The organism is Sulfitobacter brevis (assembly GCF_900112755.1).
Lineage (GTDB): Bacteria > Pseudomonadota > Alphaproteobacteria > Rhodobacterales > Rhodobacteraceae > Sulfitobacter > Sulfitobacter brevis.
Genome location: NZ_FOMW01000003.1, coordinates 1 through 22,033, shown reverse-complemented (window position 1 = coordinate 22,033; position 22,033 = coordinate 1). Strand labels below are relative to the sequence as shown.

Annotated in this window: 20 protein-coding genes and 1 tRNA gene; 13 read left to right on the top strand and 8 right to left on the bottom strand. The window is 58.4% G+C overall.

Annotated features, from left to right (window positions below; genetic code table 11):
- Positions 1–10: 10 nt before the first annotated feature.
- The 8 genes from BM174_RS04515 to BM174_RS04480 all read left to right on the top strand — a co-directional run bounded on the left by BM174_RS04515 (position 11) and on the right by BM174_RS04480 (position 9,290).
- Positions 11–829 (top strand): ABC transporter ATP-binding protein, encoded by an 819-nt coding sequence (locus BM174_RS04515; protein WP_093922654.1) that lies wholly within the window; start codon positions 11–13, stop codon positions 827–829.
- Between the two features lie 47 nt (positions 830–876).
- Positions 877–1,884, top strand: coding sequence for a branched-chain amino acid ABC transporter permease (locus tag BM174_RS04510; RefSeq protein WP_093922653.1), 1,008 nt, complete (start codon positions 877–879; stop codon positions 1,882–1,884).
- Between the two features lie 78 nt (positions 1,885–1,962).
- Positions 1,963–3,039: a branched-chain amino acid ABC transporter permease gene (locus tag BM174_RS04505; RefSeq protein ID WP_093922652.1), complete on the top strand. Its 1,077-nt coding sequence runs from the start codon at positions 1,963–1,965 to the stop codon at positions 3,037–3,039.
- A 92-nt stretch (positions 3,040–3,131) separates the two neighbouring features.
- Positions 3,132–4,415 carry an ABC transporter substrate-binding protein gene (locus BM174_RS04500; protein WP_093922651.1) on the top strand — a complete coding sequence of 428 codons (1,284 nt, stop codon included), beginning with the start codon at positions 3,132–3,134 and terminating at the stop codon, positions 4,413–4,415.
- Between the two features lie 72 nt (positions 4,416–4,487).
- Entirely contained in the window at positions 4,488–5,327 is an 840-nt protein-coding gene (locus BM174_RS04495; protein WP_093922650.1) for an ABC transporter ATP-binding protein, read from the top strand.
- Between the two features lie 75 nt (positions 5,328–5,402).
- Positions 5,403–6,629, top strand: a complete 1,227-nt coding sequence (locus BM174_RS04490; RefSeq protein ID WP_093922649.1) for a phenylacetate--CoA ligase family protein — start codon at positions 5,403–5,405, stop codon at positions 6,627–6,629.
- 27 nt (positions 6,630–6,656) lie between these two features.
- Positions 6,657–7,556 (top strand): alpha/beta fold hydrolase, encoded by a 900-nt coding sequence (locus BM174_RS04485; RefSeq protein ID WP_093922648.1) that lies wholly within the window; start codon positions 6,657–6,659, stop codon positions 7,554–7,556.
- Between the two features lie 63 nt (positions 7,557–7,619).
- The gene (locus tag BM174_RS04480; RefSeq protein WP_093922647.1) at positions 7,620–9,290 is read left to right on the top strand and encodes an ABC transporter permease; all 1,671 of its coding nucleotides are present in this window, start codon (positions 7,620–7,622) and stop codon (positions 9,288–9,290) included.
- 92 nt (positions 9,291–9,382) lie between these two features.
- Here the strand turns inward: BM174_RS04480 and BM174_RS04475 are convergent, their stop codons facing one another.
- From BM174_RS04475 to BM174_RS04460, 4 genes are all read right to left on the bottom strand, one after another.
- Positions 9,383–10,399 carry a Fe(3+) ABC transporter substrate-binding protein gene (locus BM174_RS04475; RefSeq protein ID WP_093922646.1) on the bottom strand — a complete coding sequence of 339 codons (1,017 nt, stop codon included), beginning with the start codon at positions 10,397–10,399 and terminating at the stop codon, positions 9,383–9,385.
- 147 nt (positions 10,400–10,546) lie between these two features.
- Positions 10,547–11,410, bottom strand: a complete 864-nt coding sequence (gene yghU / locus BM174_RS04470; protein ID WP_093922645.1) for a glutathione-dependent disulfide-bond oxidoreductase — start codon at positions 11,408–11,410, stop codon at positions 10,547–10,549.
- Positions 11,411–11,533: 123 nt separating this feature from the next.
- Entirely contained in the window at positions 11,534–11,659 is a 126-nt protein-coding gene (gene ykgO, locus BM174_RS04465; protein WP_005850168.1) for a type B 50S ribosomal protein L36, read from the bottom strand.
- A 95-nt stretch (positions 11,660–11,754) separates the two neighbouring features.
- Positions 11,755–11,829, bottom strand: a tRNA-Val gene (locus tag BM174_RS04460).
- Between the two features lie 149 nt (positions 11,830–11,978).
- On the opposite strand from BM174_RS04460, the gene BM174_RS04455 reads away from it, so the two are divergent.
- Positions 11,979–12,839: an N-formylglutamate amidohydrolase gene (locus BM174_RS04455; protein WP_093922644.1), complete on the top strand. Its 861-nt coding sequence runs from the start codon at positions 11,979–11,981 to the stop codon at positions 12,837–12,839.
- A gap of 20 nt (positions 12,840–12,859) precedes the next feature.
- Here the strand turns inward: BM174_RS04455 and BM174_RS04450 are convergent, their stop codons facing one another.
- Positions 12,860–14,113, bottom strand: a complete 1,254-nt coding sequence (locus tag BM174_RS04450) for a DNA polymerase IV (protein ID WP_093922643.1) — start codon at positions 14,111–14,113, stop codon at positions 12,860–12,862.
- A gap of 59 nt (positions 14,114–14,172) precedes the next feature.
- On the opposite strand from BM174_RS04450, the gene BM174_RS04445 reads away from it, so the two are divergent.
- A complete protein-coding gene (locus BM174_RS04445) occupies positions 14,173–14,601 on the top strand; it encodes an NUDIX hydrolase (RefSeq protein WP_093922642.1) in 429 nt (142 codons plus the stop codon).
- A gap of 182 nt (positions 14,602–14,783) precedes the next feature.
- On the opposite strand, the gene pyrF is transcribed toward BM174_RS04445, so the two are convergent.
- Together pyrF and BM174_RS04435 are read right to left on the bottom strand one after the other, a co-directional pair.
- On the bottom strand, positions 14,784–15,482 hold the full coding sequence (pyrF, locus tag BM174_RS04440) for an orotidine-5'-phosphate decarboxylase (protein WP_093922641.1): 699 nt from the start codon (positions 15,480–15,482) through the stop codon (positions 14,784–14,786).
- Between the two features lie 293 nt (positions 15,483–15,775).
- Positions 15,776–16,087, bottom strand: a complete 312-nt coding sequence (locus BM174_RS04435; RefSeq protein WP_093922927.1) for an orotidine 5-phosphate decarboxylase — start codon at positions 16,085–16,087, stop codon at positions 15,776–15,778.
- A 417-nt stretch (positions 16,088–16,504) separates the two neighbouring features.
- On the opposite strand from BM174_RS04435, the gene clpB reads away from it, so the two are divergent.
- Entirely contained in the window at positions 16,505–19,120 is a 2,616-nt protein-coding gene (gene clpB / locus BM174_RS04430) for an ATP-dependent chaperone ClpB (RefSeq protein WP_093922640.1), read from the top strand.
- Positions 19,121–19,200: 80 nt separating this feature from the next.
- Here clpB and BM174_RS04425 read toward each other — a convergent pair whose 3' ends face one another.
- Entirely contained in the window at positions 19,201–19,638 is a 438-nt protein-coding gene (locus BM174_RS04425) for a DUF302 domain-containing protein (protein WP_093922639.1), read from the bottom strand.
- A 124-nt stretch (positions 19,639–19,762) separates the two neighbouring features.
- Here BM174_RS04425 and msrP point away from each other — a divergent pair, with 124 nt between their 5' ends.
- Both msrP and msrQ read left to right on the top strand, forming a co-directional pair.
- Positions 19,763–20,671 carry a protein-methionine-sulfoxide reductase catalytic subunit MsrP gene (gene msrP, locus BM174_RS04420; RefSeq protein ID WP_093922638.1) on the top strand — a complete coding sequence of 303 codons (909 nt, stop codon included), beginning with the start codon at positions 19,763–19,765 and terminating at the stop codon, positions 20,669–20,671.
- A gap of 5 nt (positions 20,672–20,676) precedes the next feature.
- Positions 20,677–21,333, top strand: coding sequence for a protein-methionine-sulfoxide reductase heme-binding subunit MsrQ (msrQ, locus tag BM174_RS04415; RefSeq protein WP_093922637.1), 657 nt, complete (start codon positions 20,677–20,679; stop codon positions 21,331–21,333).
- Positions 21,334–22,033 lie beyond the last annotated feature (700 nt).

The window sequence follows — 22,033 nt, the reverse complement described above, 5'->3', positions numbered from 1 at the left end:
GTGGGATAGCGTGAAGGATCAGGCTGACAGCTATCAGACTGCGGATGGCCGGACCATCGGTCCCGTAGTAATGGAAATGCGCAATATCACGCTGCGGTTTGGCGGTGTTGAGGCGATCAAGGACATCTCGTTTGATATCCGCGAGGGCGAAATTCGCGCCATTATTGGCCCGAATGGCGCCGGTAAATCCTCGATGTTGAACGTGATTTCAGGGTTCTACGTCCCGCAGGAGGGCGAGGTCTGGTACAAAGGCGCACGGCGCCCGCCAATGAAGCCCTTCGAGGTCGCCGAGCAGGGCATCGCGCGGACCTTCCAGAACATTGCGCTTTTTGAGGGCATGAGTGTTCTGGACAACGTGATGACCGGGCGTTTGACCCACATGAAAACCGGCCTGTTCAGCCAGTCCCTCTGGAAGGGCAAGGCCGAGCGTGAAGAGGTCGCCAACCGCGAAGTCGCTGAAAAGATCATCGATTTTCTGGAAATTCAGGCCATTCGCAAAACGCCCGTGGCACGTCTGCCTTATGGTTTGAAAAAACGGGTTGAGCTGGCACGGGCATTGGCTGCAGAGCCTACGATCCTGCTGCTGGACGAGCCGATGGCGGGGATGAACGTCGAGGAAAAAGAGGACATGAGCCGCTTCATTCTGGATGTGAATGATGAATTTGGCACCACTATCGCGCTGATCGAGCATGATATGGGCGTGGTGATGGACCTGTCCGACCGCGTTGTCGTGATGGATTATGGCCGTAAGATCGGCGACGGCACGCCGCAAGACGTGCGTAACAATCAAGAGGTCATCGACGCCTATCTGGGGGTCGCCCATGACTGATCGTATCTGCCGCATCCAAGTCTGCGTGTTTGAGGAAGGACAATCGAATGCCTGAGCAACTGGCGTTTACCATCGAGGTTTTCCTCAACGGACTTATGGCGGGCGTGCTTTATGCGCTGGTCGCACTGGGCTTCGTATTGATCTATAAAGCTTCGGGAATTTTCAATTATGCCCAGGGGGTTATGGCGCTGTTTGCGGCGATGACCCTTGTTGGCATCCAAAACGGTCAGGTGCCGTTTTCTCATCTGATCAACGCGATCTTTGGCACCGACGTGCATAGCTTTGGATGGTCCGTCCATTCGGGTTTGGCCATTGTGTTTACGGTGTTCGTGATGATCGCCTTGGCATGGATGGTGCAAAAATTCGTCTTCAGGCACCTTGTCGGGCAGGAGCCGATCATTCTGTTTATGGCGACCATCGGACTGGCTTACTTCCTTGAAGGCGTGGCGGATCTGATGTGGGGGTCGGAGATCAAGTCTCTGAACGTCTGTGCCGCAGAGGGCGCATGTTTGCCGCAGGGCATCAACATGTGGATCGACGAGACGACCTTTACCGCTTTCGGCTACGGCTTCTTCATCGACAACCTTGATATTGTTGCCTCGATCGTCGCGGCGATCCTCGTGATCGGGTTGGTGGCCTTTGCGCAATATACCAAGCAGGGCCGCGCGATGCGGGCTGTGGCAGATGACCATCAGGCGGCGCTGAGCGTGGGTGTTTCGCTCAACTTTATCTGGGTGTTGGTCTGGTCGCTGGCAGGGTTTGTCGCCTTGGTGGCGGGCATCATGTGGGGCGCCAAATCGGGAGTGCAGTTCTCGCTGTCGCTGATCGCTTTGAAAGCGCTGCCAGTTCTGATGCTGGGCGGGTTTACCTCGATCCCCGGCGCGATTGTCGGCGGTTTGATCATCGGTGTTGGTGAGAAATTGTTCGAGTTTCTGATCGGTGCGCCCTTCCTGGGTGGCGCGACAGAGAACTGGTTCGCCTATATGTTGGCGTTGCTGTTTCTGGTGTTCCGTCCGCAGGGTCTGTTCGGGGAGAAGATCATTGAGCGTGTTTAAGGCAACAGCCGACCGGACCGGGGCGCTGCCCCGTAACCCGGAGTTTATCTGGCCAAATGAAGCAAGAGAGGCGGTCTGATGTTTTACCGTGAAGCAGGCGATTTCAGCACCACCTATGCCGAGGACCAGCAGACATTTCCGATCAAGTTCGACCGGTATCGCTATTACGTTGTGTTGTTCATCGCGATCTTTGTAATCCCGTTTATCATTAACGACTATTGGGCGAACTCACTGCTGGTGCCGTTTCTGATCTACGCAATTGCGGCGATTGGATTGAACATTCTGGTGGGATATTGCGGGCAGGTCAGCCTTGGGACTGGCGGGTTTATGGCCGTAGGTGCCTATTCCTGCTATAAATTCATGACCGCGTTTCCCGATCTGAGCATGTTTGTTAGCGTCTTGTTGGCGGGCGTTGTGACGGCGGCAGTGGGTGTGCTGTTTGGTCTGCCAAGCTTGCGGATCAAGGGATTTTACCTTGCGGTGGCAACGCTGGCGGCGCAGTTCTTTCTGGTATGGCTCTTTAACCGTGTGCCGTGGTTCTACAACTACTCGGCCTCTGGCCAGATCAGCGCGCCGGAGCGGGATACCTTTGGCATCTTGATCACCGGGCCGAATACTGAAGCTTGGGCGACCTATCTGTTCTGTCTGATTTTCACCGTTGGTAGTGCGCTGGTGGCGCGCAATCTGACGCGCGGTTCGGTCGGGCGCAAATGGATGGCGATCCGCGATATGGATATTGCCGCAGAGATCATCGGGGTGAACCCGCTGCGGGCCAAGCTGACAGCCTTTGCTGTTTCGTCCTTCTTCATCGGCATTGCAGGCGCCCTGTTCTTTTCGATCTATCTGGGCGCGGTCGAGGTCGGGGAGGTCTTTGGCATCCAGAAATCATTCCTTGTACTATTTATGATCATCATCGGCGGCTTGGGCAGCATCTTTGGCAGCTTTGCAGGGGCCGCGTTTCTGGTGCTGTTGCCGGTGGCTCTGAAGGTTGTTGGCGTGGACTGGCTGGGCTGGCCCACAGATATTGTGGCGCATCTGCAGCTGGTGATCGTCGGCGGGTTGATCATCATCTTCTTGATCGCCGAGCCGCACGGGATCGCGCAGCTATGGCGTGTCGCCAAGGAAAAACTGAGATTGTGGCCTTTCCCGCACTAGGGTGGGGCGCAAGGTGGGCCGCAAAGCCTGCCGCATGACGACCGGGGACACCTCGGCAGACGTATCGGAAGAAATCCAGGGAGGAAACACCGATGAAAATGAAACTGGCAACAATGGCTGTCGCAGGCCTGATGGTCGCAGGCCCGGTGATGGCGGACCTCGTGTTCCCGTCACTGAGCTATCGCACAGGTCCTTATGCTGCGGGCGGTATCCCGTTTGCGGATGGCTATGCTGACTATTTCACACTGCTGAATGAGCGTGACGGCGGCATTGGTGGCGAAAAGCTGCAGGTGCCCGAGTGCGAGACCGCCTATAACACCGAAAAAGGCGTGGAGTGCTACGAGTCGCTGAAAGGCACCGGCGGGTTGGTCTATCAGCCGCTGTCCACAGGGATCACCTATCAGCTGATCCCCAAAGTCACGGCGGATGACATCCCGATGCTGACGTCCGGTCTGGGCCGTACCTCGGCAAAGAACGGCAAAGTCTTTAGCCATGTCTTTAACTTCCCAGCCAACTATTGGGATGGTGCGTCCGTGGCCGTCAAGCACATGCTCGACGAAGAAGGTGGCGATCTTAAAGGCAAGAAGATCTCGCTGGTCTATCACAACTCTGCCTATGGCAAAGAGCCGATCCGGACGCTTCAGGAGCTGAGCAAAAAGCACGGTTTCGAATTGACAGAAGTACCGGTTGACCATCCTGGTCAGGAACAAAAATCGCAGTGGCTGCAGATCCGCCGCGACAAGCCTGATTATGTGATCATGTACGGCTGGGGTGTGATGAACCAGGTGGCCATTCAGGAAGCCGCCAACATCCGTTTCCCGATGGACAAGTTCATCGGCATCTGGTGGTCTGGTTCTGAAAACGACGTGTTGCCAGCAGGTGCTGCAGCCGACGGTTACAAAGCGCTGACGTTCCACAACGTGGGCAGCGACTACCCGCTTTACGACGATCTGAAAACGCATGTCTATGACGCGGGTAAATCAGCGGGCGCGGGCGACCAGTCCGGTACGGTGCTGTATAACCGTGGCATGTACGCGGCGATGCTGGTGTCTGAAGCTGCCAAAACTGCGCAAGAAATCCACGGCGTATCGGCAATCACTCCAGGCCAGATGCGGGATGGCATGGAAGCTCTGAACATTACCGAAGCAAAGATGGCCGCACTTGGCCTGCCGAACTTCGGTCCTGAGTTTCAGGTCTCTTGTGACAACCACGGCGGTAACGGCTTTGCGGCCATGACGCAGTGGGATGCCACAGCCAAGGAATGGAAACTGATCTCTGACTTCGTGCAGTCGGATCAGGACATCATCCAGCCGCTGATCGACGAAGACTCCACGGCCTATGCCACCGAAAACAGCATCGAGCCTACATGTAAGTAAGAACGCCTTCTCCGGCCATTGCATCTGCGGTGGCCGGAGAATCCGGAACAAATCGTAAAAAGAGTGAAGCCCATGCTGGACGCCGCCTCCCCCCCTACTGACATCGCAGTCGACAATCTGCTTGAGGTCAACAATATCGAGGTGATCTACAATCACGTGATCCTTGTACTCAAAGGGGTCAGCCTGAACGTGCCTAAGGGCGGCATCACCGCGCTGTTGGGCGGTAATGGCGCAGGCAAGACGACAACCCTTAAAGCGATCTCGGGGTTGCTGGCTTCCGAGCGTGGCGAAGTTACCAAGGGCAGCATCAAATATCGCGGCGAGGCAATCGAGCATCGCGATCCCGCCGAAACGGTGAAAAAGGGTGTGGTTCAGGTCATGGAAGGCCGGCACTGCTTTGAACACCTGACAATCGAGGAAAACCTGCTGACCGGCGCCTATACGCGCAGCGATGGCAAGGCGGCGATCGCTGCCGATCTCGAGATGGTTTATGAGTATTTCCCGCGTCTACGCGAACGTCGCAAGTCGCAAGCCGGCTATACCTCGGGCGGGGAGCAGCAGATGTGCGCCGTGGGCCGCGCCCTGATGAGCCGCCCCGAAACCATTTTGCTGGACGAGCCGAGCATGGGTCTGGCGCCGCAGCTGGTTGAGCAGATTTTCGAAATCGTCAAAACGATCAACGAGAAGGAAGGCGTGACCTTCCTGTTGGCCGAGCAGAACACCAACGTGGCGCTGCGCTATGCACATTACGGGTACATCCTTGAATCGGGTCGCGTGGTGATGGACGGTCCTGCTGCCGATCTGCGCGAAAATCAGGACGTTAAAGAGTTTTATCTCGGGATGTCGGACGAGGGCCGCAAATCCTTCCGCGACGTGCGCAGCTATCGCCGCCGCAAACGCTGGCTGAGCTAAGAGCCACGGCGGCAGCCGCGGCCCGAAATCAACGAAACGACAGGGTGCGGCCTCGCTGCACATGGAGAGAACGGTATGTTGAACCGACCCTATTTTGACGAGCTGGAAACCCGCAGCAGCGCAGATCGCGCCGCCGCTCTGGCCGAGGCGCTGCCTGCGCAGATCACCCGCGCACAGAAGTTGCCGGGTTATGCGCAGACGCTTGGCGCGGTCGACGCGTCCCGCATTCGCAGCGTTGCCGATCTGGCCCAGCTGCCGGTATTGCGCAAGTCTGAATTGGGCAAGGCACAGGCCGCCTCCGCACCGTTTGGCGGTTTCACGACCCGCCCTGCCTCCGGCTTTAGTCATGTGTTTCAATCCCCCGGTCCGATCTATGAACCCTCAAACACAGCACCGGATTGGTGGCGCATGGGGCGGTTTTTGCATGCCTGTGGCATCGGCAAGGGCGACATCGTGCAGAACTGCTTTGGCTACCATCTGACGCCAGCGGGGATGATCTTTGAATCCGGCGCGCGGGCGGTCGAGGCGACGGTACTGCCCGCCGGTACCGGCCAGACCGAATTGCAGGTGATTGCCGCGCGCGATGTCGGCACGACGGCCTATGCGGGCACGCCTGATTACCTGAAGGTGATTCTGGAAAAAGCCGATGAAATGGGCATAGAGCTGAAACTGACCAAGGCAGCGGTGGGTGGCGGCGCGCTCTTCCCCTCACTCCGGCAGTATTATGCCGATCGTGGCATCACCTGTCTGCAATCCTACGCGACCGCCGATTTGGGCAATATCGCCTATGAGAGCGCGGCGATGGAGGGGATGATCGTCGATGAACATATCATCGTCGAGATCGTGACGCCGGGCACGGGCGACCCTGTTGCGGCAGGCGAGGTCGGCGAGGTTATCGTGACCACGCTCAACCCTGACTATCCGCTGATCCGCTTTGCCACCGGCGATTTGAGCGCGGTAATGGAATGCACATCGTCCTGTGGCCGTACAAATATGCGTATCAAGGGCTGGATGGGCCGTGCCGACCAGACCACGAAGATCAAAGGAATGTTCGTGCGTCCCGAGCAGGTGGCGGCTCTCGTGGCGCGTCACGCCGAGATCAGCAAAGCGCGGGTGATCGCCAGCCGCGCGGGCGAACAGGACGTGATGACTGTGCAGATCGAAAGCACTGGCAGCGATGCGGAGGCTTACGGCACCTCAATCGCGGAGCTTTTGAAGCTGAAGGGTAAGGTCGAAATCGTCACCCTCGGCAGCCTGCCCAAAGATGGTCTGGTGATTGAGGATCAGCGCAGCTACGACTGACCGCTTAAACGGTCCGGAGTTGTTGAGATGTTGAGATGGATGATGGTTGTCGTCCTTGCAGTGCTGGGCGGTTGCGCGAACGCGCGCCAGCCCGCGCCCTTTAATGATCCGATTATGTTTGACCCCGATCTGGTCGCAAAGGCCGATACGGTGGTAATCATGATCCCCGGGGCAATGACCTCGGTAGGGATGTTCACGCCCGCGCTGCATTGGGCGAGCCGTGAGGGCGTTGCTTTGGCGTTCTACCGCTTTCCGGGGATGCACGGCCTTCCGGTGGATCGAAAGCTTGATATTGCCCTAGCAGGCAGCCAGATCGCCGGTTTTGCCAATAGCCTAGAGGGCAAAAAAATTCGGCTGCTGGGCTATTCCACTGGCGGGCCGATTGCCATTCTTGCCGCGCAGGAGATTGAGGGCGATGTGCGGATCGCCGCGATCTCCAGCGCTGTTGAGCGGGCAGGGGGCGTCAGCACTGCAGCGCGGATTGTGGCCGATGTGGCCGAGGCCATTGTGCGCGCCCGATCCCTGCGACGCGAGGCGGTCTGGCTGCAATATTACCGCACCTTGCTGGTGGGCCGCGAGGCGGCGCGAAAGCCGCTACCGCCGGAAGTGGTGGCGTCCGCCAGTCCCATTTCATCACAAACGGCTGTTGCCGCAGGTACTGTGAAGCTGCCCGAAAAAGGCCTGCCCGCCGCGCAATCGCGCGATATTCGCCGCTGGACCCTACCCGATGACATTAAGCCGATGCCGGGCCGGCTGCGCTTTTACGTTGGTAAGGAAGATCCGGTTTTTGCGACCCACCAAACGGTTGCTTTCGCCAAAAAACTGGGCAGTCCGCCTATCTATGCCTACGCAGGGCAGGGGCATCTGATGTATATGACCAATCCGCGCGTTTTCGAGGATATATATCGCTGGTTCACCGCGCCGTAATGCAGGCCTTGGCGTAGAAAGCCTGCGCTGGTAATTCCGACCAAAATAGTCATAAACCGGACCATGCAACAGACCCAGACCCAACCTGTGCCCAGATCCAGCCGCCCGTCCCGCGACGGGCTGCGCAGTCTTGCTGCGGTGGCGATCACGGTCGCATGTATCTGCGCCTTGCCGATGATTGCGGTTCTGGTTGCTGCCCTGAGTGGTGGCACCGAAACCGTCAGCCATCTGATCCAGACGGTACTGGGCCGTTATGCGGTAACGACCTTGCTGCTTGTGCTTTTGGTCGCCTCTGGCACCTTCGCGATCGGCGTGGGTGCGGCATGGCTGGTCACGATGACCCGCTTTCCGGGGGCGCGGTTTCTCGAGATTGCGCTGGTACTGCCGCTGGCCTTTCCGGCCTATGTGCTGGCCTATGCCTACACTCATGTTCTGGATCATCCCGGTGTGGTTCAGTCGGTCCTGAGGGCCGCAACAGGATGGGGGCCACGTGATTATTGGTTCCCTGAAATCCGCTCGCTCGGCGGCGCGGCGGTGATGCTGGTACTTGTGCTCTATCCTTATGTCTACCTCTTGGCCCGCGCGGCGTTCTTGCAGCAAAGCGGCACGACATTTCTTGCGGCGCGGGCGCTGGGGTCCAGCGCTTGGGCGGCGTTCATGAAGGTCAGCCTACCTCTGGCGCGGCCTGCGATTGCGGGCGGGGTGCTGCTTGCCGTGATGGAGACCATCGCCGACTTTGGCACCGTCGCCTATTTCAGCGTGCAAACTTTCGCGACGGGGATTTACACCTCGTGGTTCACTCTGTTCGACCGTGCAGGCGCGGCGCAGCTTGCTTTGTGCCTGCTGAGCTTTGCCTTGCTGCTCGCGATGCTGGAGCGGGTCCAGCGTGGCCGCGCACGGTACCATGATCCGGCGCGCCGCAGTCAGGCGATGCCGCCGATGCGGCTGCGAGGGTGGTCGGCTGTTGCGGCCACAGTTGCCTGTAGCATTCCGGTGCTGTTCGGAGCGGTCCTGCCAATCGGGATCCTGCTTTGGATGGGCATCGGCTCGGAGCAAAATCTGCTGAGCCCGCGCTATCTTGGTTTCATCCGCAACTCGGTGACGCTGGCCGGCGTTGCCGCGGTGCTGACCGTGCTCGCCGCGATTGCCGTGGGGTTCTTTCACCGCTTGCGCCCGGGTGGCGTATCTCAAACGGCGGCTTATGTGGCACGGCTGGGCTATGCGGTGCCGGGCGGGGTGATTGCCGTGGGTCTGCTGGTTCCGTTTGCTGCCTTCGATAATGCCTTGGACGCGTGGATGCGGCAAACCTTTGATATCTCCACAGGCTTGCTGATCACCGGATCGATTTGGCTCCTCGTGATGGCCTATCTGGTGCGGTTTTTGGCGGCCGCGCTTGGTGCCTATGAAGGCGGGCAGGCGATGGTGCATTCCAACATGGATGCGGCCGCACGGTCTTTGGGGCAATCGCCTTTGGGCACCCTGCGTCGGGTGCATCTGCCAATCCTCGCGCCCAGCCTTCTGACAGCCCTGCTAATTGTATTTGTTGATGTGATGAAAGAGCTGCCCGCGACACTGATCATGCGGCCCTTCAACTATGACACGCTGGCGGTGCAGGCATATCGGTTGGCCAGTGACGAACGGCTGGATGGTGCCGCTGTGCCGAGCCTTGTGATTGTCGCGATGGGTTTGTTGCCGGTCATATTGATCTGCAAGCAGGTCGGGCGCCAGCGGTAGCGCAGCTTTTAACTGGCATTCCGAAACTGAAAAAGGGCGGGCTCGTAAGAGTCCGCCCTTCCATTTTGATCGCCTCATGCAGTGGACCGGGGTTATTCCCAGCCGACGGTGTCAAAAATCTTCTGCGCGGTTGGGATGTTCTCTGCGACGTCGGAGAGGTTGACCTCATCGGCTTTGAACTTACCCAGCTTCTCGACGGAGGGGGCGAGCATGACGCCTTCGACGGCTGGGAACTCATCGTTGCCCTGCGAGAAATACTCCTGCGCGGAGTTCGAGACGAGGTATTCGAGGAACCGCACTGCATTGTCGCGGTTCGGGGCATGGGCCGCGACGCCGCCGCCCGAAAGGTTCATATGTGCGCCGTTGCCGTCCTGATCGGGCCAGACCCAACCGATCTTGTCGATCTCGCCGCTGACGCCGTCTACTTCAGTGCGCAGGGCGCGGGCGAAGTAATAGGTGTTGGAGACAGCGATATCGCACTCGCCGGAAATGATGCCGCGCAGCTGGTCAGTGTCGCCGCCTTGTGGGGCACGCGCCATGTTGTCGACGATGCCCTGCGCCCAATCGCGGGCCTTTTCCTCGCCCTCATGGGTCACAATCGCGGCCAACAGGGTCTGGTTGTACTCGTTCGAGGAGGACCGGATGCAGATTTTGCCCTTAAACGCTGGATCGGCAAGATCGGCATAGGTCTGCGGCGGGGTGGTCACTGTGTCTTTGTTGTAAAAGATGATCCGCGCACGCTGGGACAGGCCGAACCATTCGTTATCGCTGTCCTGCAGGTTGGCAGGGATGCGGGTTTCAAGTGTTTCGCTGTCGGTGCTTTGCAGCAGGCCCATATCTTTCGCTCGTTTGAGACGGCTGGTATCGACTGTGAGCAGCACATCTGCCGGAGAATTCTTGCCCTCAGCCTGCATCCGCGCCAGCAACTCGTCAGCCTTGCCTTCGATACGGTTCACGGTGATTCCAGTGGCTTGGGTGAAATCGGTGTAGAGCCGCTCGTCGGTGTCATAATGGCGCGAAGAATAGAGGTTTACGTTGCCCTCGGCAAAGGCGGGGGCGGCAAATGCCAGCAGTGCCAGCACGGCGGTGGAGGTATGGGATAAAGTCATCGGATGCTCCGTTGATCAAGTTTCTAATCTGAGTGAAACGGTAAGAAACAGATTTCAAATGCCTTGGCAAGCTAATCCTGATTGTTTTACTTGGAATTGGCGGCCCGCCGCTTTTGCAAGGACGGACCGCCTGAATAGTGGCCTATTTCAGCTCTCTGTCTGAACCTTGTCTTGGGTTTTTGTGGCAAAGTCCGACGCGTCGTGACGCTCATGCAGTTGCATCGACAAATCATCGCCAAATGCGCGGTTGACCATGCGGCCACGGGTCACGGCGGGGCGGGCGTCTATGGCGTTGGCCCACCGCATCACGTTGGTGTAGCTTTCAACTTCGAGGAACTCGGCCGCTGAATAAAGCCGTCCGAGCACAAGCTGCCCGTACCATGCCCAATTCGCCATATCGGCGATGGAGTAGTCGCCCGCGAACCATTCGTTATCCGCGAGGTGGCGGTCCATCACGTCAAGCTGGCGTTTCACTTCCATCGAGAAGCGGTTGATCGGGTATTCATACTTCTCGGGCGCATAGGCATAGAAGTGACCGAAACCTCCGCCGAGGTAGGGCGCGCTGCCCATCTGCCAGAACAACCACGACAGCGCTTCGGTTCGCTGGGCAGGGGCTGTGGGCAGGAAGGCACCGAATTTTTCGGCGAGATAAAGCAGGATCGCACCGGATTCGAAAACACGCTGCGGGGTATCGCCGGAACGGTCCATGAGGGCAGGGATTTTCGAGTTCGGATTTACATCGACAAAGCCGGAGCCGAATTGCTGGCCTTCGGAGATATCGATGATCCATGCATCATATTCGGCACCGCTGTGGCCTGCGGCGAGCAGCTCTTCGAGCATGACGGTTGCTTTGACGCCGTTTGGCGTGGCGAGCGAGTACAGCTGCAAGGGGTGCCTGCCGACGGGCAGCTCTTTATCGTGGGTAGCGCCAGCGATCGGTCGGTTGATCGACGCAAAGCGGCCGCCGCTTTCGGCATCCCATTTCCAGACTTTGGGGGGCTCGTAGGTCATAACTGTCTCCTGTGGTGACGGGTTTGGCCGCAGGGTGACGTTATGCCGACGCAGGTGCAACAACGAAAAAAGCCGCCCGGAGGGCGGCTTTGATCACGATGCGGTCAGATGACCGCAGCCAGTTCAACCCTGACGGGCTTTGAACCGACGCTGTGTTTTGTTGATCACGTAAACGCGGCCTTTGCGACGCACAACACGGCAGTCGCGGTGCCGGTTCTTGAGCGAGCGGAGCGAATTGCGAACTTTCATGTTCGAACCTTTCCATCTGTGGCCCCGCCTTTACCAAAAAGGCAAGGACCAGCGCCGAGTTACGGTCGACCCCGCGGTGGGGCCAGTGAATTATATGGTGGGCGATACTGGGATCGAACCAGTGACCCCTTCGATGTCAACGAAGTGCTCTACCGCTGAGCTAATCACCCACTTTATATAGCGCGAAACCCTTGACCCCAAAACAAAATGGGGCGCGAGGTGCCGCGCCGGTTTGGCTGCTATAAAAGGAGTCGCGGGTATGATCAAGGGCTTTTGACAACGAAGGAACAGGGCTTATATAAACAAAAGAGGGGCGAACATGCCAAACACTGCTTACGAAGTACTGCATCCCGACCGCAATCTCTCGTGTGTGGTCTTTGCGTCGCCCCATTCAGGGCGCGATTATGCGTGGTCATTCCTGCGCAAAACAGTGCTCGACGAGCAGGCCATCCGCTCCTCAGAAGACGCATTTGTAGATCAGCTTTTCGATTGTGCACCTAGATATGGTGCCGCCTTTATAAAGGCGGGCGCGCCGCGTGCCTATGTTGATCTGAACCGCTCGCCAGATGAGCTTGATCCTGCATTGATAGAGGGGGTGCGCAAACAGGGCCATAATCCTCGTGTGGCATCGGGCCTTGGCGTGATCCCGCGCGTTGTGGCCAACGGACGCGCAATTTATCGCGGCAAGATATCTGCCGCCGAAGCCCAGCACCGTATTGATTCGTTTTGGCATCCCTACCACCGGATGGTGCAGAAACTTCTGGATCAGTCGCATACGCGCTATGGTCAGGCCGTTTTGATCGATTGCCACTCCATGCCGCATGAGGCAATGGACAGCACCGCTCGTATGGGCGCACGGCGGCCTGATGTGGTGTTGGGTGACCGGTTTGGCGCGGCAGCAAGCGGTGAGGTGGTGGATCGTATCGAAGAGGCTTTTGTCTCCGCAGGGTTTGTCGTGACGCGCAACACGCCTTTCGCGGGTGCCTATATCACCCAAGCCTACGGGCGTCCGTCACGCGGGCAGCACGCGGTGCAGATCGAAATCGACCGTTCGCTCTATATGAACGAGGCGTTGATTCGCCCCAATGGCAATTTCGAAGCCGTAAAGTCGGCGCTGGAACGGGTCGTCGCCCAAGTGGTGCAAATTGGCCAAGGGCGGGTGCCACTGGCTGCAGAGTGAGCGGAAGCGCGGGGCCACAGTCAACGCAAGGCGCGACCCTTAACGATAGCGCGCGCCCCAAAGCGGTTGCGAATGCTATCGGTGGCGCGCTCGGCCTTTGTGCGCCGCTCGGCATCTGGGTCCAGTAAATCAGCAGAGAAATCCGCCCCCGCGGCGGGGCTGAGATCGGAGATGCCGCAGCCAATCAACCTGTAGGGACCAGGATCGCCCAATTGGTCAAAAAGTGCGCGGGCGTGGCGGTATATTCGGTCTGCGAGCTGGGTCGGATCTTGTAGCGATACGCGGCGGGTAAGCTGGGTGAAGTCGCCGCGTTTGAGTTTGAGTGTCACAATCCGGCCTGCATGCCCCTTGGCCTTGGCGCTGTCGGAGACCTGTTCTGACAGCCGCCACATATGCCCGTCCAGTATCTCGGGGTCCGAGGTGTTTTCGGAAAAGGTGGTTTCCTTGCTGATCGATTTGATCGGCTCGTGGGCGCTGACGCGGCGCTTGTCCTGACCGCGCGCGAGGTGCCAGAGGCGATCCCCCATGCCGCCAAAACGGGTGATAAGGTCCGTCTGCTCCCAGCGCAGGAGGTCGGAAAAGCTGCGGATGCCGGCGGCCTCGAGCGCGGTTTGCGTGGCCGCACCCACACCCCAGATCATCCGCACCGGTTTGTCTTTCAAGAAATTTGGCGTCTCTGCCGCACCGATCACTGAAAACCCGTGCGGTTTGTCGAGATCAGAGGCGACTTTCGCGAGAAATTTGTTGTGGCTAAGCCCGATCGAGCCTGACAGGCCCAGCTCGGTCTTCATCCTGCGCACCAACCGCGCAAGCATAACGGCAGGGGGCTGGCCGTGCAGCCGCGCCGTGCCGGTCATGTCGAGAAACGCTTCATCCAGCGAGAGCGGCTCAATCGCCGGGGTCAGATCTTGCATCATTTCCCGAATCGCGGCGGAAGCTTCGACATAGGCGTCCATGCGCGGTTTGATCACCACCGCTTCTGGGCAGAGCTTGAGCGCTTGGAACATCGGCATCGCGGAACGCACCCCGCGAATACGCGCCACATAGCAGGCCGTTGAGACCACGCCGCGCCGCCCGCCCCCGATAATAACGGGCTTGCCCGCCAGTTCGGGGTTGTCGCGTTTTTCGACCGAGGCATAAAAGGCATCGCAATCCATATGTGCTATGGACAGTTCGAAAAGTTCCGGATGCGCCAGAACACGCGGGCTGCCACACTGGGGACAGCGGCGGGCAGGGGCGATCTGGGATAGACAATCACGGCAAAGGGCAGGCATCAACACACCAAGATGTTGGATCTGGTTCTACAGTTTATCGCAGCGGCAGGAGTTTGAACATGGGCGAACCACACCGCTTTGAAGGCGCGAAACTGGCGCTCTACCTTGGCGACAAATTGGCCGTAATCTTGCGTGACGATATTGCGGGTTTGCCGTTTGCCGGATTTTGGGATTTGCCCGGTGGCGGGCGTGAAGGGGCCGAGACGCCGCTGGCATGTGCGCTGCGCGAATGTCGTGAGGAGTTGGGGCTGGTCGTGCCGCCCGAAGCAGTGGTCTGGCAGAAAGAATTTGCCGAAGGGGCAGAGATCAAATGGTTTTTCGTCGCGAAGCTATCCGCCAATGCCGTCAAAGACGTGATTTTCGGCGACGAAGGTCAGCGCTGGCAGCTGATGAGCGCAGCGGAGTTCATGGCTCATCCTAAAGCCGTGCCTGCGTTTCAGGATCGGCTGGGCAGCTATCTGGCTGGGGTTCGGCAGGATACCCTTTAACGAAAGGCCCCCCGCTGGCTTAAGCGGGGGGAGGTGACGAACATCAGGAAGATCGAGTTCGTCGGGGAGTATCACCTGTGTCCAAGCTAGCACGGTGTTAATCTATGACATAGCAAGGATTTCCCGAATTACGGGCGTCACTTGTAAGTTGTTGTCAATTTGTGACAGTCGCCACCTATATTTTATGGCAGATTTGCAAGCTCGGCCAGCACCGCGCGGGCTGCTGCGGCGGGGTCAGTCGCCTGCCAGATCGGGCGCCCAATCACGATATGATCCGCCCCGTCTGCAATAGCTTGGGACGGCGTAGCGACGCGCTTTTGATCGCCCAGGGCGGCTCCGGCCGGCCGTACGCCGGGGGTGACGATCAACTTGCCCGTGGCCTCGGGCAGCGCCCGAACCAGTGCAGCTTCTTGCGGTGAGGCAATGATACCATCTGCCCCTGCATCAAGGGCACGACCTGCGCGGGTCACAACAAGATCAGCGATATCGCCCTGCTGAATCAGCGCAGCATCCAGGTCGGCGCGGTCAAGCGAAGTAAGAATTGTGACGGCGAGAATTTTCATCGAGCTGCCCGCAGCGCCGTCTTTCGCGGCGCGTACCACGTAGGGGTCGCCATGCACGGTGAGGAAATCCAAATCGAACTGCGCCAGCCCGCGCACGGCTGCTTCGACAGTGGCGCCAATGTCGAAAAGTTTCATATCGAGGAAGATGCGCTTGTTGTGCTCTTGCTTAAGCTCGTTGGCCAGCGCCAGCCCGCCCCCCGTAAGCATGCCCAACCCGATCTTGTAGAACGACACCGCATCGCCGAGTTTTTTGGCAAGCTCCAGCCCCGCATGGGCATTGGGGACGTCGAGGGCAACGATAAGACGGTCATCAGTCATGGCGGAGAATCCTATTGGGGCAAAGCAAACGGACTTGCTATAGGACGGGGGCCAGGCTGTGTCTATCGTCGTTCGGGAATTGGCGGACTGCGGGTGTCGTCTGGGCTGGAAAGTCTACAGCACCACGAAAAAAAGCCCGGACAACGCTCTCGGCGTGTCCGGGCAAGTGTCAGAGACTGTGCAGGCAGGCAGATGTCTCTGTGTTGCGGATGCTGCGCAGGGACAGTGGTGCGCAGCGGCAGGTTCCGCAAAATTCACGCAACAGGCAGGTACTGCGTGAAAACTCTATAATATCAAGCGGCGCGTTTACCGGGATGTACGATGGCTTCGAGCCAGCGGAGCGCTTCAAGCGATTTGCGTCCGGCGCGCTGCACTGGCAGGTGGCGCGAAACCTCGGAATACATGCCGCCGCGGGCTTCGTGGCGTCGTATCGCTTGTTTGGATAGCCCCTCTGCCGCTTCGGCATAGGACATGGTGATGGGTGCATCGATCGAACAGGCGTATTTGCGCACGCTGTTGTCGTCGTAGACACAGACCAGCGCTTCAAAGCTCTGCTCGGCTGCGTTGTAGATAACATCGCTCAACTGTATGGGTCGTGTATGCATCTTGTTTGCCTCAATTCTAGCGTGGTCACTCAAGGACGAATCATTCGAACTGGCCTTCTCATCCATACAACTCCTTGCGTCGCTAAAAGGTTTCACCTTTCTTAATCCTCCTGTGTAAAACTTTTAAAAATTCTTTAATTTCAGTCAACTACAACTGTATCGTTTTTCTCTTGCAATGCGCGCATCGGCTGATAAGCGCCGATATTTTGCCAAGTTCCCGCCTAGATTATGTTTCGTTGCGCCAAATGAATGTGGCGAGATTGCGGCGGCATTGCGGCGGCGGACATGGCACAACTCTGCCACCTTCAGGCCTTGAAATGGCAGGTCTGGTTTCCCAGATTAATCCTGAGGCCCAATCCGCCTGTGCTACGCATGTAGGCAGGGATTCCACGGGCGCTTTTTAAAAAGGAGAGAACCATGGACTTGAGCAAGTTCACGGAGAGATCGCGCGGCTTTGTGCAAGCGGCGCAGACCATTGCAACCCGCGAAAGCCACCAGCGGCTGACGCCAGAGCACATCCTCAAAGCATTACTGGACGACGACCAAGGGCTGGCGAGCAATCTGATTGCCGCATCGGGGGCCGACCCCAAGCGCGTGACCGAGAGCCTTACCGCCGCCTTAGCAAAGTTGCCCAGGGTTACGGGCGACGCGGCGCAGGTCTATCTGGATGGCACCACCGTTAAGGTTTTGGCCGAAGCTGAGGCGCTGGCCAAGAAGGCAAGCGACAGCTTTGTGACGGTCGAGCGTATTTTGATGGCGCTTTGCATGATCAAATCTGGCGCGAAGACGGCGCTGGATGCCGGCGGTGTTTCTGCCCAAGGGCTAAACACTGCGATCAACGACATCCGGAAAGGCCGCACTGCTGACACAGCTTCTGCTGAAGAGGGCTATGAGGCGCTGAAAAAATACAGCCTCGACCTGACCGAGCGGGCGCGGCAGGGCAAGATCGACCCGATCATTGGGCGTGACGAAGAAATCCGTCGCGCGATGCAGGTGCTGAGCCGCCGGACCAAGAACAACCCCGTGCTGATCGGGGAACCGGGCGTGGGTAAAACCGCGATTGCCGAAGGTCTCGCGCTGCGCATTGTCGATGGGGATGTGCCGGAATCGCTGCGCAATAAGCGGCTGCTGGCGCTTGATATGGGTGCACTGATCGCTGGTGCGAAGTATCGCGGTGAGTTTGAAGAACGGCTGAAGGCGGTCCTCAACGAAGTTACCGACGCTGCGGGCGAGGTGATTTTGTTCATCGACGAGATGCATACGCTTGTAGGTGCAGGCAAGGCGGATGGCGCGATGGACGCGGCCAACCTGATCAAACCTGCTCTCGCGCGGGGTGAGTTGCATTGCGTCGGCGCTACCACGCTGGATGAATACCGCAAATACGTCGAGAAAGACGCGGCCCTTGCGCGCCGGTTCCAGCCCGTGATGGTGCAGGAGCCAACGGTCGAGGATACCATCTCGATCCTGCGCGGTATCAAGGAGAAGTACGAGCTGCACCACGGTGTGCGGATCTCCGACTCCGCACTGGTTGCCGCAGCGACGCTAAGCCACCGTTATATCACTGACCGCTTCTTGCCAGACAAAGCCATCGACCTGATGGATGAGGCAGCGTCGCGGTTGCGGATGGAGGTCGACAGCAAGCCCGAAGAACTGGACGCGCTGGACCGTCAGATCTTGCAGTTGCAGATCGAAGAGCAGGCCTTGAAGCTGGAAGATGATCAGGCGTCGAAAGATCGGCTGGAAACTCTCCAGAAGGACCTCAGCGATCTTCAGGAGCGCAGCGATGGCATGACCGCCGCATGGCAGGCCGAACGCGACAAGCTCGCCGATGCCCGCGGGATTAAAGAGAAACTGGACCGCGCCCGTGCCGATCTGGAAATTGCCAAGCGCGAAGGCAATCTGGCCAAGGCCGGAGAGCTTTCCTATGGCGTGATCCCGGGGTTGGAGCGGGATCTGGAGCTGGCCGAATCCCGCGAGGATAGCATGATGGTCGAAGAGGCTGTGCGCCCTGACCAGATTGCCAGCGTCGTGGAGCGTTGGACGGGTATTCCTGCCGGTCGCATGTTGGAAGGCGAGCGCGACAAGCTTTTGCGGATGGAAGAGCAGTTGCACGGTCGGGTAATCGGCCAGAACGCAGCCGTGAAAGCGGTGGCGAGTGCTGTGCGCCGGGCACGGGCTGGTCTGAACGACGAGAACCGCCCGCTGGGGTCGTTCCTGTTCCTCGGACCAACCGGTGTCGGTAAGACCGAGCTGACCAAAGCGGTGGCCGAATTCCTGTTTGACGATGACAGCGCGATGGTGCGGATCGACATGAGTGAATTCATGGAGAAACACGCCGTGGCCCGTCTGATTGGTGCGCCTCCCGGCTATGTTGGCTATGACGAGGGTGGCGTGCTGACCGAGGCAATACGGCGCAGGCCCTATCAGGTCATCCTGTTTGACGAGGTCGAGAAAGCCCACCCTGACGTATTTAACGTGCTGTTGCAGGTGCTCGACGATGGTGTGTTGACCGACGGTCAGGGCCGCACGGTCGACTTCAAGCAGACGCTGATCATCCTGACCAGCAACCTTGGGGCGCAGGCGTTGAGCCAGCTTCCCGATGGAGGTGACATGGCAGGGGCGCGGCGCGATGTTATGGACGCGGTGCGGGCACACTTCCGCCCCGAGTTCCTGAACCGTCTGGACGAGACGATCATCTTTGACCGTCTGGGCCGTGCCGACATGACCGGTATTGTCGAGATCCAGTTGGCGTTGTTGTTGAAGCGTTTGGCCGGTCGCAAAATCGCGCTGGAACTGGACGCAGGGGCCAAGACATGGCTCGCCGACGAGGGTTATGATCCGGTGTTCGGGGCGCGTCCGCTGAAGCGTGTGATCCAACGCGCCTTGCAAGACCCATTGGCCGAGATGATCTTGGCCGGTGATCTAAAGGACGGCGAGACGGTCAGCGTGACTGCGGGGGCTGATGGATTAATCATCGGCGACCGGGTGGCCACGTCAAACCGCCCTAAGCCGGGCGATGCGACAGTGCACTAACGTCACACTATATATGCAGCTAAAAATGGCCGGAGATTTCTTCGGCCATTTTTGTATTAAAAGCGTAGACAGGCGCGTGGTTATTCCTGACCGATCGCGGTTTTCGCGATGGTGTCGAGCAGCGCCTGCACCTCTTGCATCGCGCCCTCGGGAAAGCTGCGATAGCCAATGGTCACGGTGTCTTGGTTCGGCAGTTGCATCACGAAGATATCGTAAGGGCAAAAGCGGATGTTCATCACGTCCGCCTCCATCACCTTGCGCGACAGCGCGGCCGAGCAAAAGCTGAACACCTCTGCGGCCTCGAACAACACAACATCCGATCCGACATCGGCGCGGGTACGCTCCAGCATCTCGCCGACATGGCTGGTGCTATCAACCACAAGCCCTTGGCCGATGATCGCGTTTTCGACGCCAAACAGGACGTCTTCGAGGCTTTGGTCCGTGGTGTAGGTGACCATGTCCTGCGCGTAAGCGGGGAGGGCGGTCAGGGCGAGAGCAGCGATTAAAGGGCGTATCATGGAGGACCTCCGGGATGTTGGATTGCTGACAATAGGGTGAAGTGCCTGAAATGTGACGCAAAGGATTTGGTGTGGTCCGGTGCGGGCACTACGTTCTTTCGTATTGTATAGTAAGGAGTGCCCCATGGCCAATCGCTGGATCAGTACGCTGACGAAAAAGGATGTCACCCCGGAGGCGTCATTCCTGAACCGACGGCAGATCATGGCAGGGGCGCTTGCGGGTGCGGGCCTGTCGAGCATCGCAGGCGGGCTGCATGCCGCGCCGGACGGGCTGGAGCCGAACAGCTATGAGGACATTACCCAGTACAACAACTATTACGAATTCGGCACCGGCAAATCCGACCCCGCCGAAAACGCGCATACGTTGACGACGACCCCCTGGAGCGTCGAAATCGCAGGATTGGTCGATAAGCCCGCGACCTACGCGATGCAGGACATCATCGACGCGATGACCATTGAAGAGCGGATCTATCGTTTCCGCTGTGTCGAGGCATGGTCGATGGTAGTGCCGTGGAACGGGTTCGAGCTGGCTGACCTGCTGAATTTGGCAGGGGTGCAGTCGGGCGCGAAATACGTCGCTTTTGAAACTGCCTTTCGCCCCGATGAAATGCCGGGCGTGAAGTATCCGGTGTTGGAGTGGCCTTATGTCGAGGCGCTCCGGCTCGACGAGGCGATGCACCCGCTGACCCTGATGGCGACGGGCATCTATGGTAAACCGATCCCCAACCAGAACGGCGCGCCGCTGCGTTTGGTGGTGCCGTGGAAGTATGGCTATAAATCTATTAAATCGATTGTCCGCATCACCCTGACCGATACCCAGCCGCCGACCAGCTGGAACAAGGCTAATCCGGGCGAATACGGGTTCTATAGCAATGTGAACCCAGACGTCAGCCATCCGCGCTGGTCCCAAGCCTCCGAGCGGCCCATCGGTGGTGGGTTATTTGCCGGACGGCAGCCAACTTTGATGTTTAACGGGTATGAAGACGAGGTCGCCGGGCTGTACGCGGGCCTCGATCTGGTGGCGAACCCCTGAGCCGAATGAAACAGGATTTCAAAGCGGCTGGGGCGCGGCCTGCTCCTCTGCGTAAAAAGAGTGTCGTTGATAGGGTGAATGGTGCGGCGCGCAAGCTTCCCGCTTGGGCCGTCTATATTGTCGGGCTGCTACCCGTGCCTTGGATGTTCTATCTGGCGCAGACGGGGGGCTATGGTCCCGATCCGGTAAAGGGTCTGGAGCACGCGTTGGGACAATGGGCGCTGCAGCTGTTGATCGCTGGATTGGCGATTACCCCGCTGCGCCGTTTTGCCGGTATCAACCTGATCAAGTTCCGCCGTGCCTTGGGCCTGCTGGCCTTCGCCTATGTCAGCTTGCATCTAACCGTTTGGATCGCGCTGGATATGGGGCTGTTCTGGGCGCAGATGCTCGGCGATGTCATCAAGCGCCCTTATATCACCATCGGAATGACCGGGTTCCTCTGCCTGATCCCACTGGCGCTCACGTCCAACAACAGGTCGATCCGCAAGCTGGGGCCAAAGTGGCGAAGCCTGCACAAGCTGGTTTACTTGGCGGTTCTGCTCGGCGGAATTCACTTCATCTGGCTGGTGAAGGGCGTTCAGCTTGAACCCCTCATCTATATGGCAGTGATTTTGGCGCTGCTGGCAGTACGGCTGCCACACTTTGCCAAAGTGCGGGCATAAAGCATCGGTCAGAAGTGTCCGCTTTTCTTGCAGGCATTTAAATCTGCCTTTCGGGCAGAAACTGCGGAACGCTTCGGATGATCGCGCCAAATCACCCCGACTCGGGCACCCTGATTCCGTCGCGGGCGCCATCAGAAACTACCCAAATTGGGTGTCGGGCATTTCCGACCACAACATCTAGGTGATAGCGGTACCAGCCGCTCTCTCGATCCGCGATCTGGCGCAATGTGCTCAGCGCCAAGCGGCCGAAGCCGGCGAAGTAAGTTATTGATATTAAACAAACTTAAATTAGTTCCGCAAAAAAACTGTATTTCTGGTAAAAAAGGGTTGCGGGTCTGAGCTACTAACCTTAGATACGCCTTCACCGGAGACGCAAACATGCAGACACGGGGCGCTGGACGGGTTAGACGGAAGCTGCGAAGCGGAGGTTTGGTTCGGAAGGTGGAGAATAAAATCAGAGGTATTCGAGGCGGGGCGCGCTGAAAGTTACGGCGCATCTTGGTTTCTTTTGTCTCTACGCTCTTTGAAAATTTGATATCTGAAGAGATATGTGGGCGGTTTGGTTCATTCGATGGATCAACCTCTTCATATCGCGCTACTAGCGAGGCACATTTTGTGTTGAGCGATGATGTAGTGTCAGCTTCACTGTTTGGACGGCTTCTGGTTACTTTGGTAACTGAAAGCACAACAAACAGAAAAG

What these genes read in the sequence shown, in the direction of transcription:
- BM174_RS04450 (WP_093922643.1), bottom strand. Translation starts at nt 14,113, where the DNA reads ATGCCTGCCCTTTGCCGTGATTGTCTATCCCAGATCGCCCCTGCCCGC.
- BM174_RS04490 (WP_093922649.1), top strand. Translation starts at nt 5,403, where the DNA reads ATGTTGAACCGACCCTATTTTGACGAGCTGGAAACCCGCAGCAGCGCA.
- BM174_RS04435 (WP_093922927.1), bottom strand. Translation starts at nt 16,087, where the DNA reads ATGCATACACGACCCATACAGTTGAGCGATGTTATCTACAACGCAGCC.
- yghU (WP_093922645.1), bottom strand. Translation starts at nt 11,410, where the DNA reads ATGACCTACGAGCCCCCCAAAGTCTGGAAATGGGATGCCGAAAGCGGC.
- BM174_RS04505 (WP_093922652.1), top strand. Translation starts at nt 1,963, where the DNA reads ATGTTTTACCGTGAAGCAGGCGATTTCAGCACCACCTATGCCGAGGAC.
- BM174_RS04455 (WP_093922644.1), top strand. Translation starts at nt 11,979, where the DNA reads ATGCCAAACACTGCTTACGAAGTACTGCATCCCGACCGCAATCTCTCG.
- BM174_RS04480 (WP_093922647.1), top strand. Translation starts at nt 7,620, where the DNA reads ATGCAACAGACCCAGACCCAACCTGTGCCCAGATCCAGCCGCCCGTCC.
- BM174_RS04495 (WP_093922650.1), top strand. Translation starts at nt 4,488, where the DNA reads ATGCTGGACGCCGCCTCCCCCCCTACTGACATCGCAGTCGACAATCTG.
- BM174_RS04500 (WP_093922651.1), top strand. Translation starts at nt 3,132, where the DNA reads ATGAAAATGAAACTGGCAACAATGGCTGTCGCAGGCCTGATGGTCGCA.
- BM174_RS04475 (WP_093922646.1), bottom strand. Translation starts at nt 10,399, where the DNA reads ATGACTTTATCCCATACCTCCACCGCCGTGCTGGCACTGCTGGCATTT.
- BM174_RS04445 (WP_093922642.1), top strand. Translation starts at nt 14,173, where the DNA reads ATGGGCGAACCACACCGCTTTGAAGGCGCGAAACTGGCGCTCTACCTT.
- clpB (WP_093922640.1), top strand. Translation starts at nt 16,505, where the DNA reads ATGGACTTGAGCAAGTTCACGGAGAGATCGCGCGGCTTTGTGCAAGCG.
- BM174_RS04510 (WP_093922653.1), top strand. Translation starts at nt 877, where the DNA reads ATGCCTGAGCAACTGGCGTTTACCATCGAGGTTTTCCTCAACGGACTT.
- msrP (WP_093922638.1), top strand. Translation starts at nt 19,763, where the DNA reads ATGGCCAATCGCTGGATCAGTACGCTGACGAAAAAGGATGTCACCCCG.
- msrQ (WP_093922637.1), top strand. Translation starts at nt 20,677, where the DNA reads ATGAAACAGGATTTCAAAGCGGCTGGGGCGCGGCCTGCTCCTCTGCGT.
- BM174_RS04425 (WP_093922639.1), bottom strand. Translation starts at nt 19,638, where the DNA reads ATGATACGCCCTTTAATCGCTGCTCTCGCCCTGACCGCCCTCCCCGCT.
- BM174_RS04485 (WP_093922648.1), top strand. Translation starts at nt 6,657, where the DNA reads ATGTTGAGATGGATGATGGTTGTCGTCCTTGCAGTGCTGGGCGGTTGC.
- pyrF (WP_093922641.1), bottom strand. Translation starts at nt 15,482, where the DNA reads ATGACTGATGACCGTCTTATCGTTGCCCTCGACGTCCCCAATGCCCAT.
- ykgO (WP_005850168.1), bottom strand. Translation starts at nt 11,659, where the DNA reads ATGAAAGTTCGCAATTCGCTCCGCTCGCTCAAGAACCGGCACCGCGAC.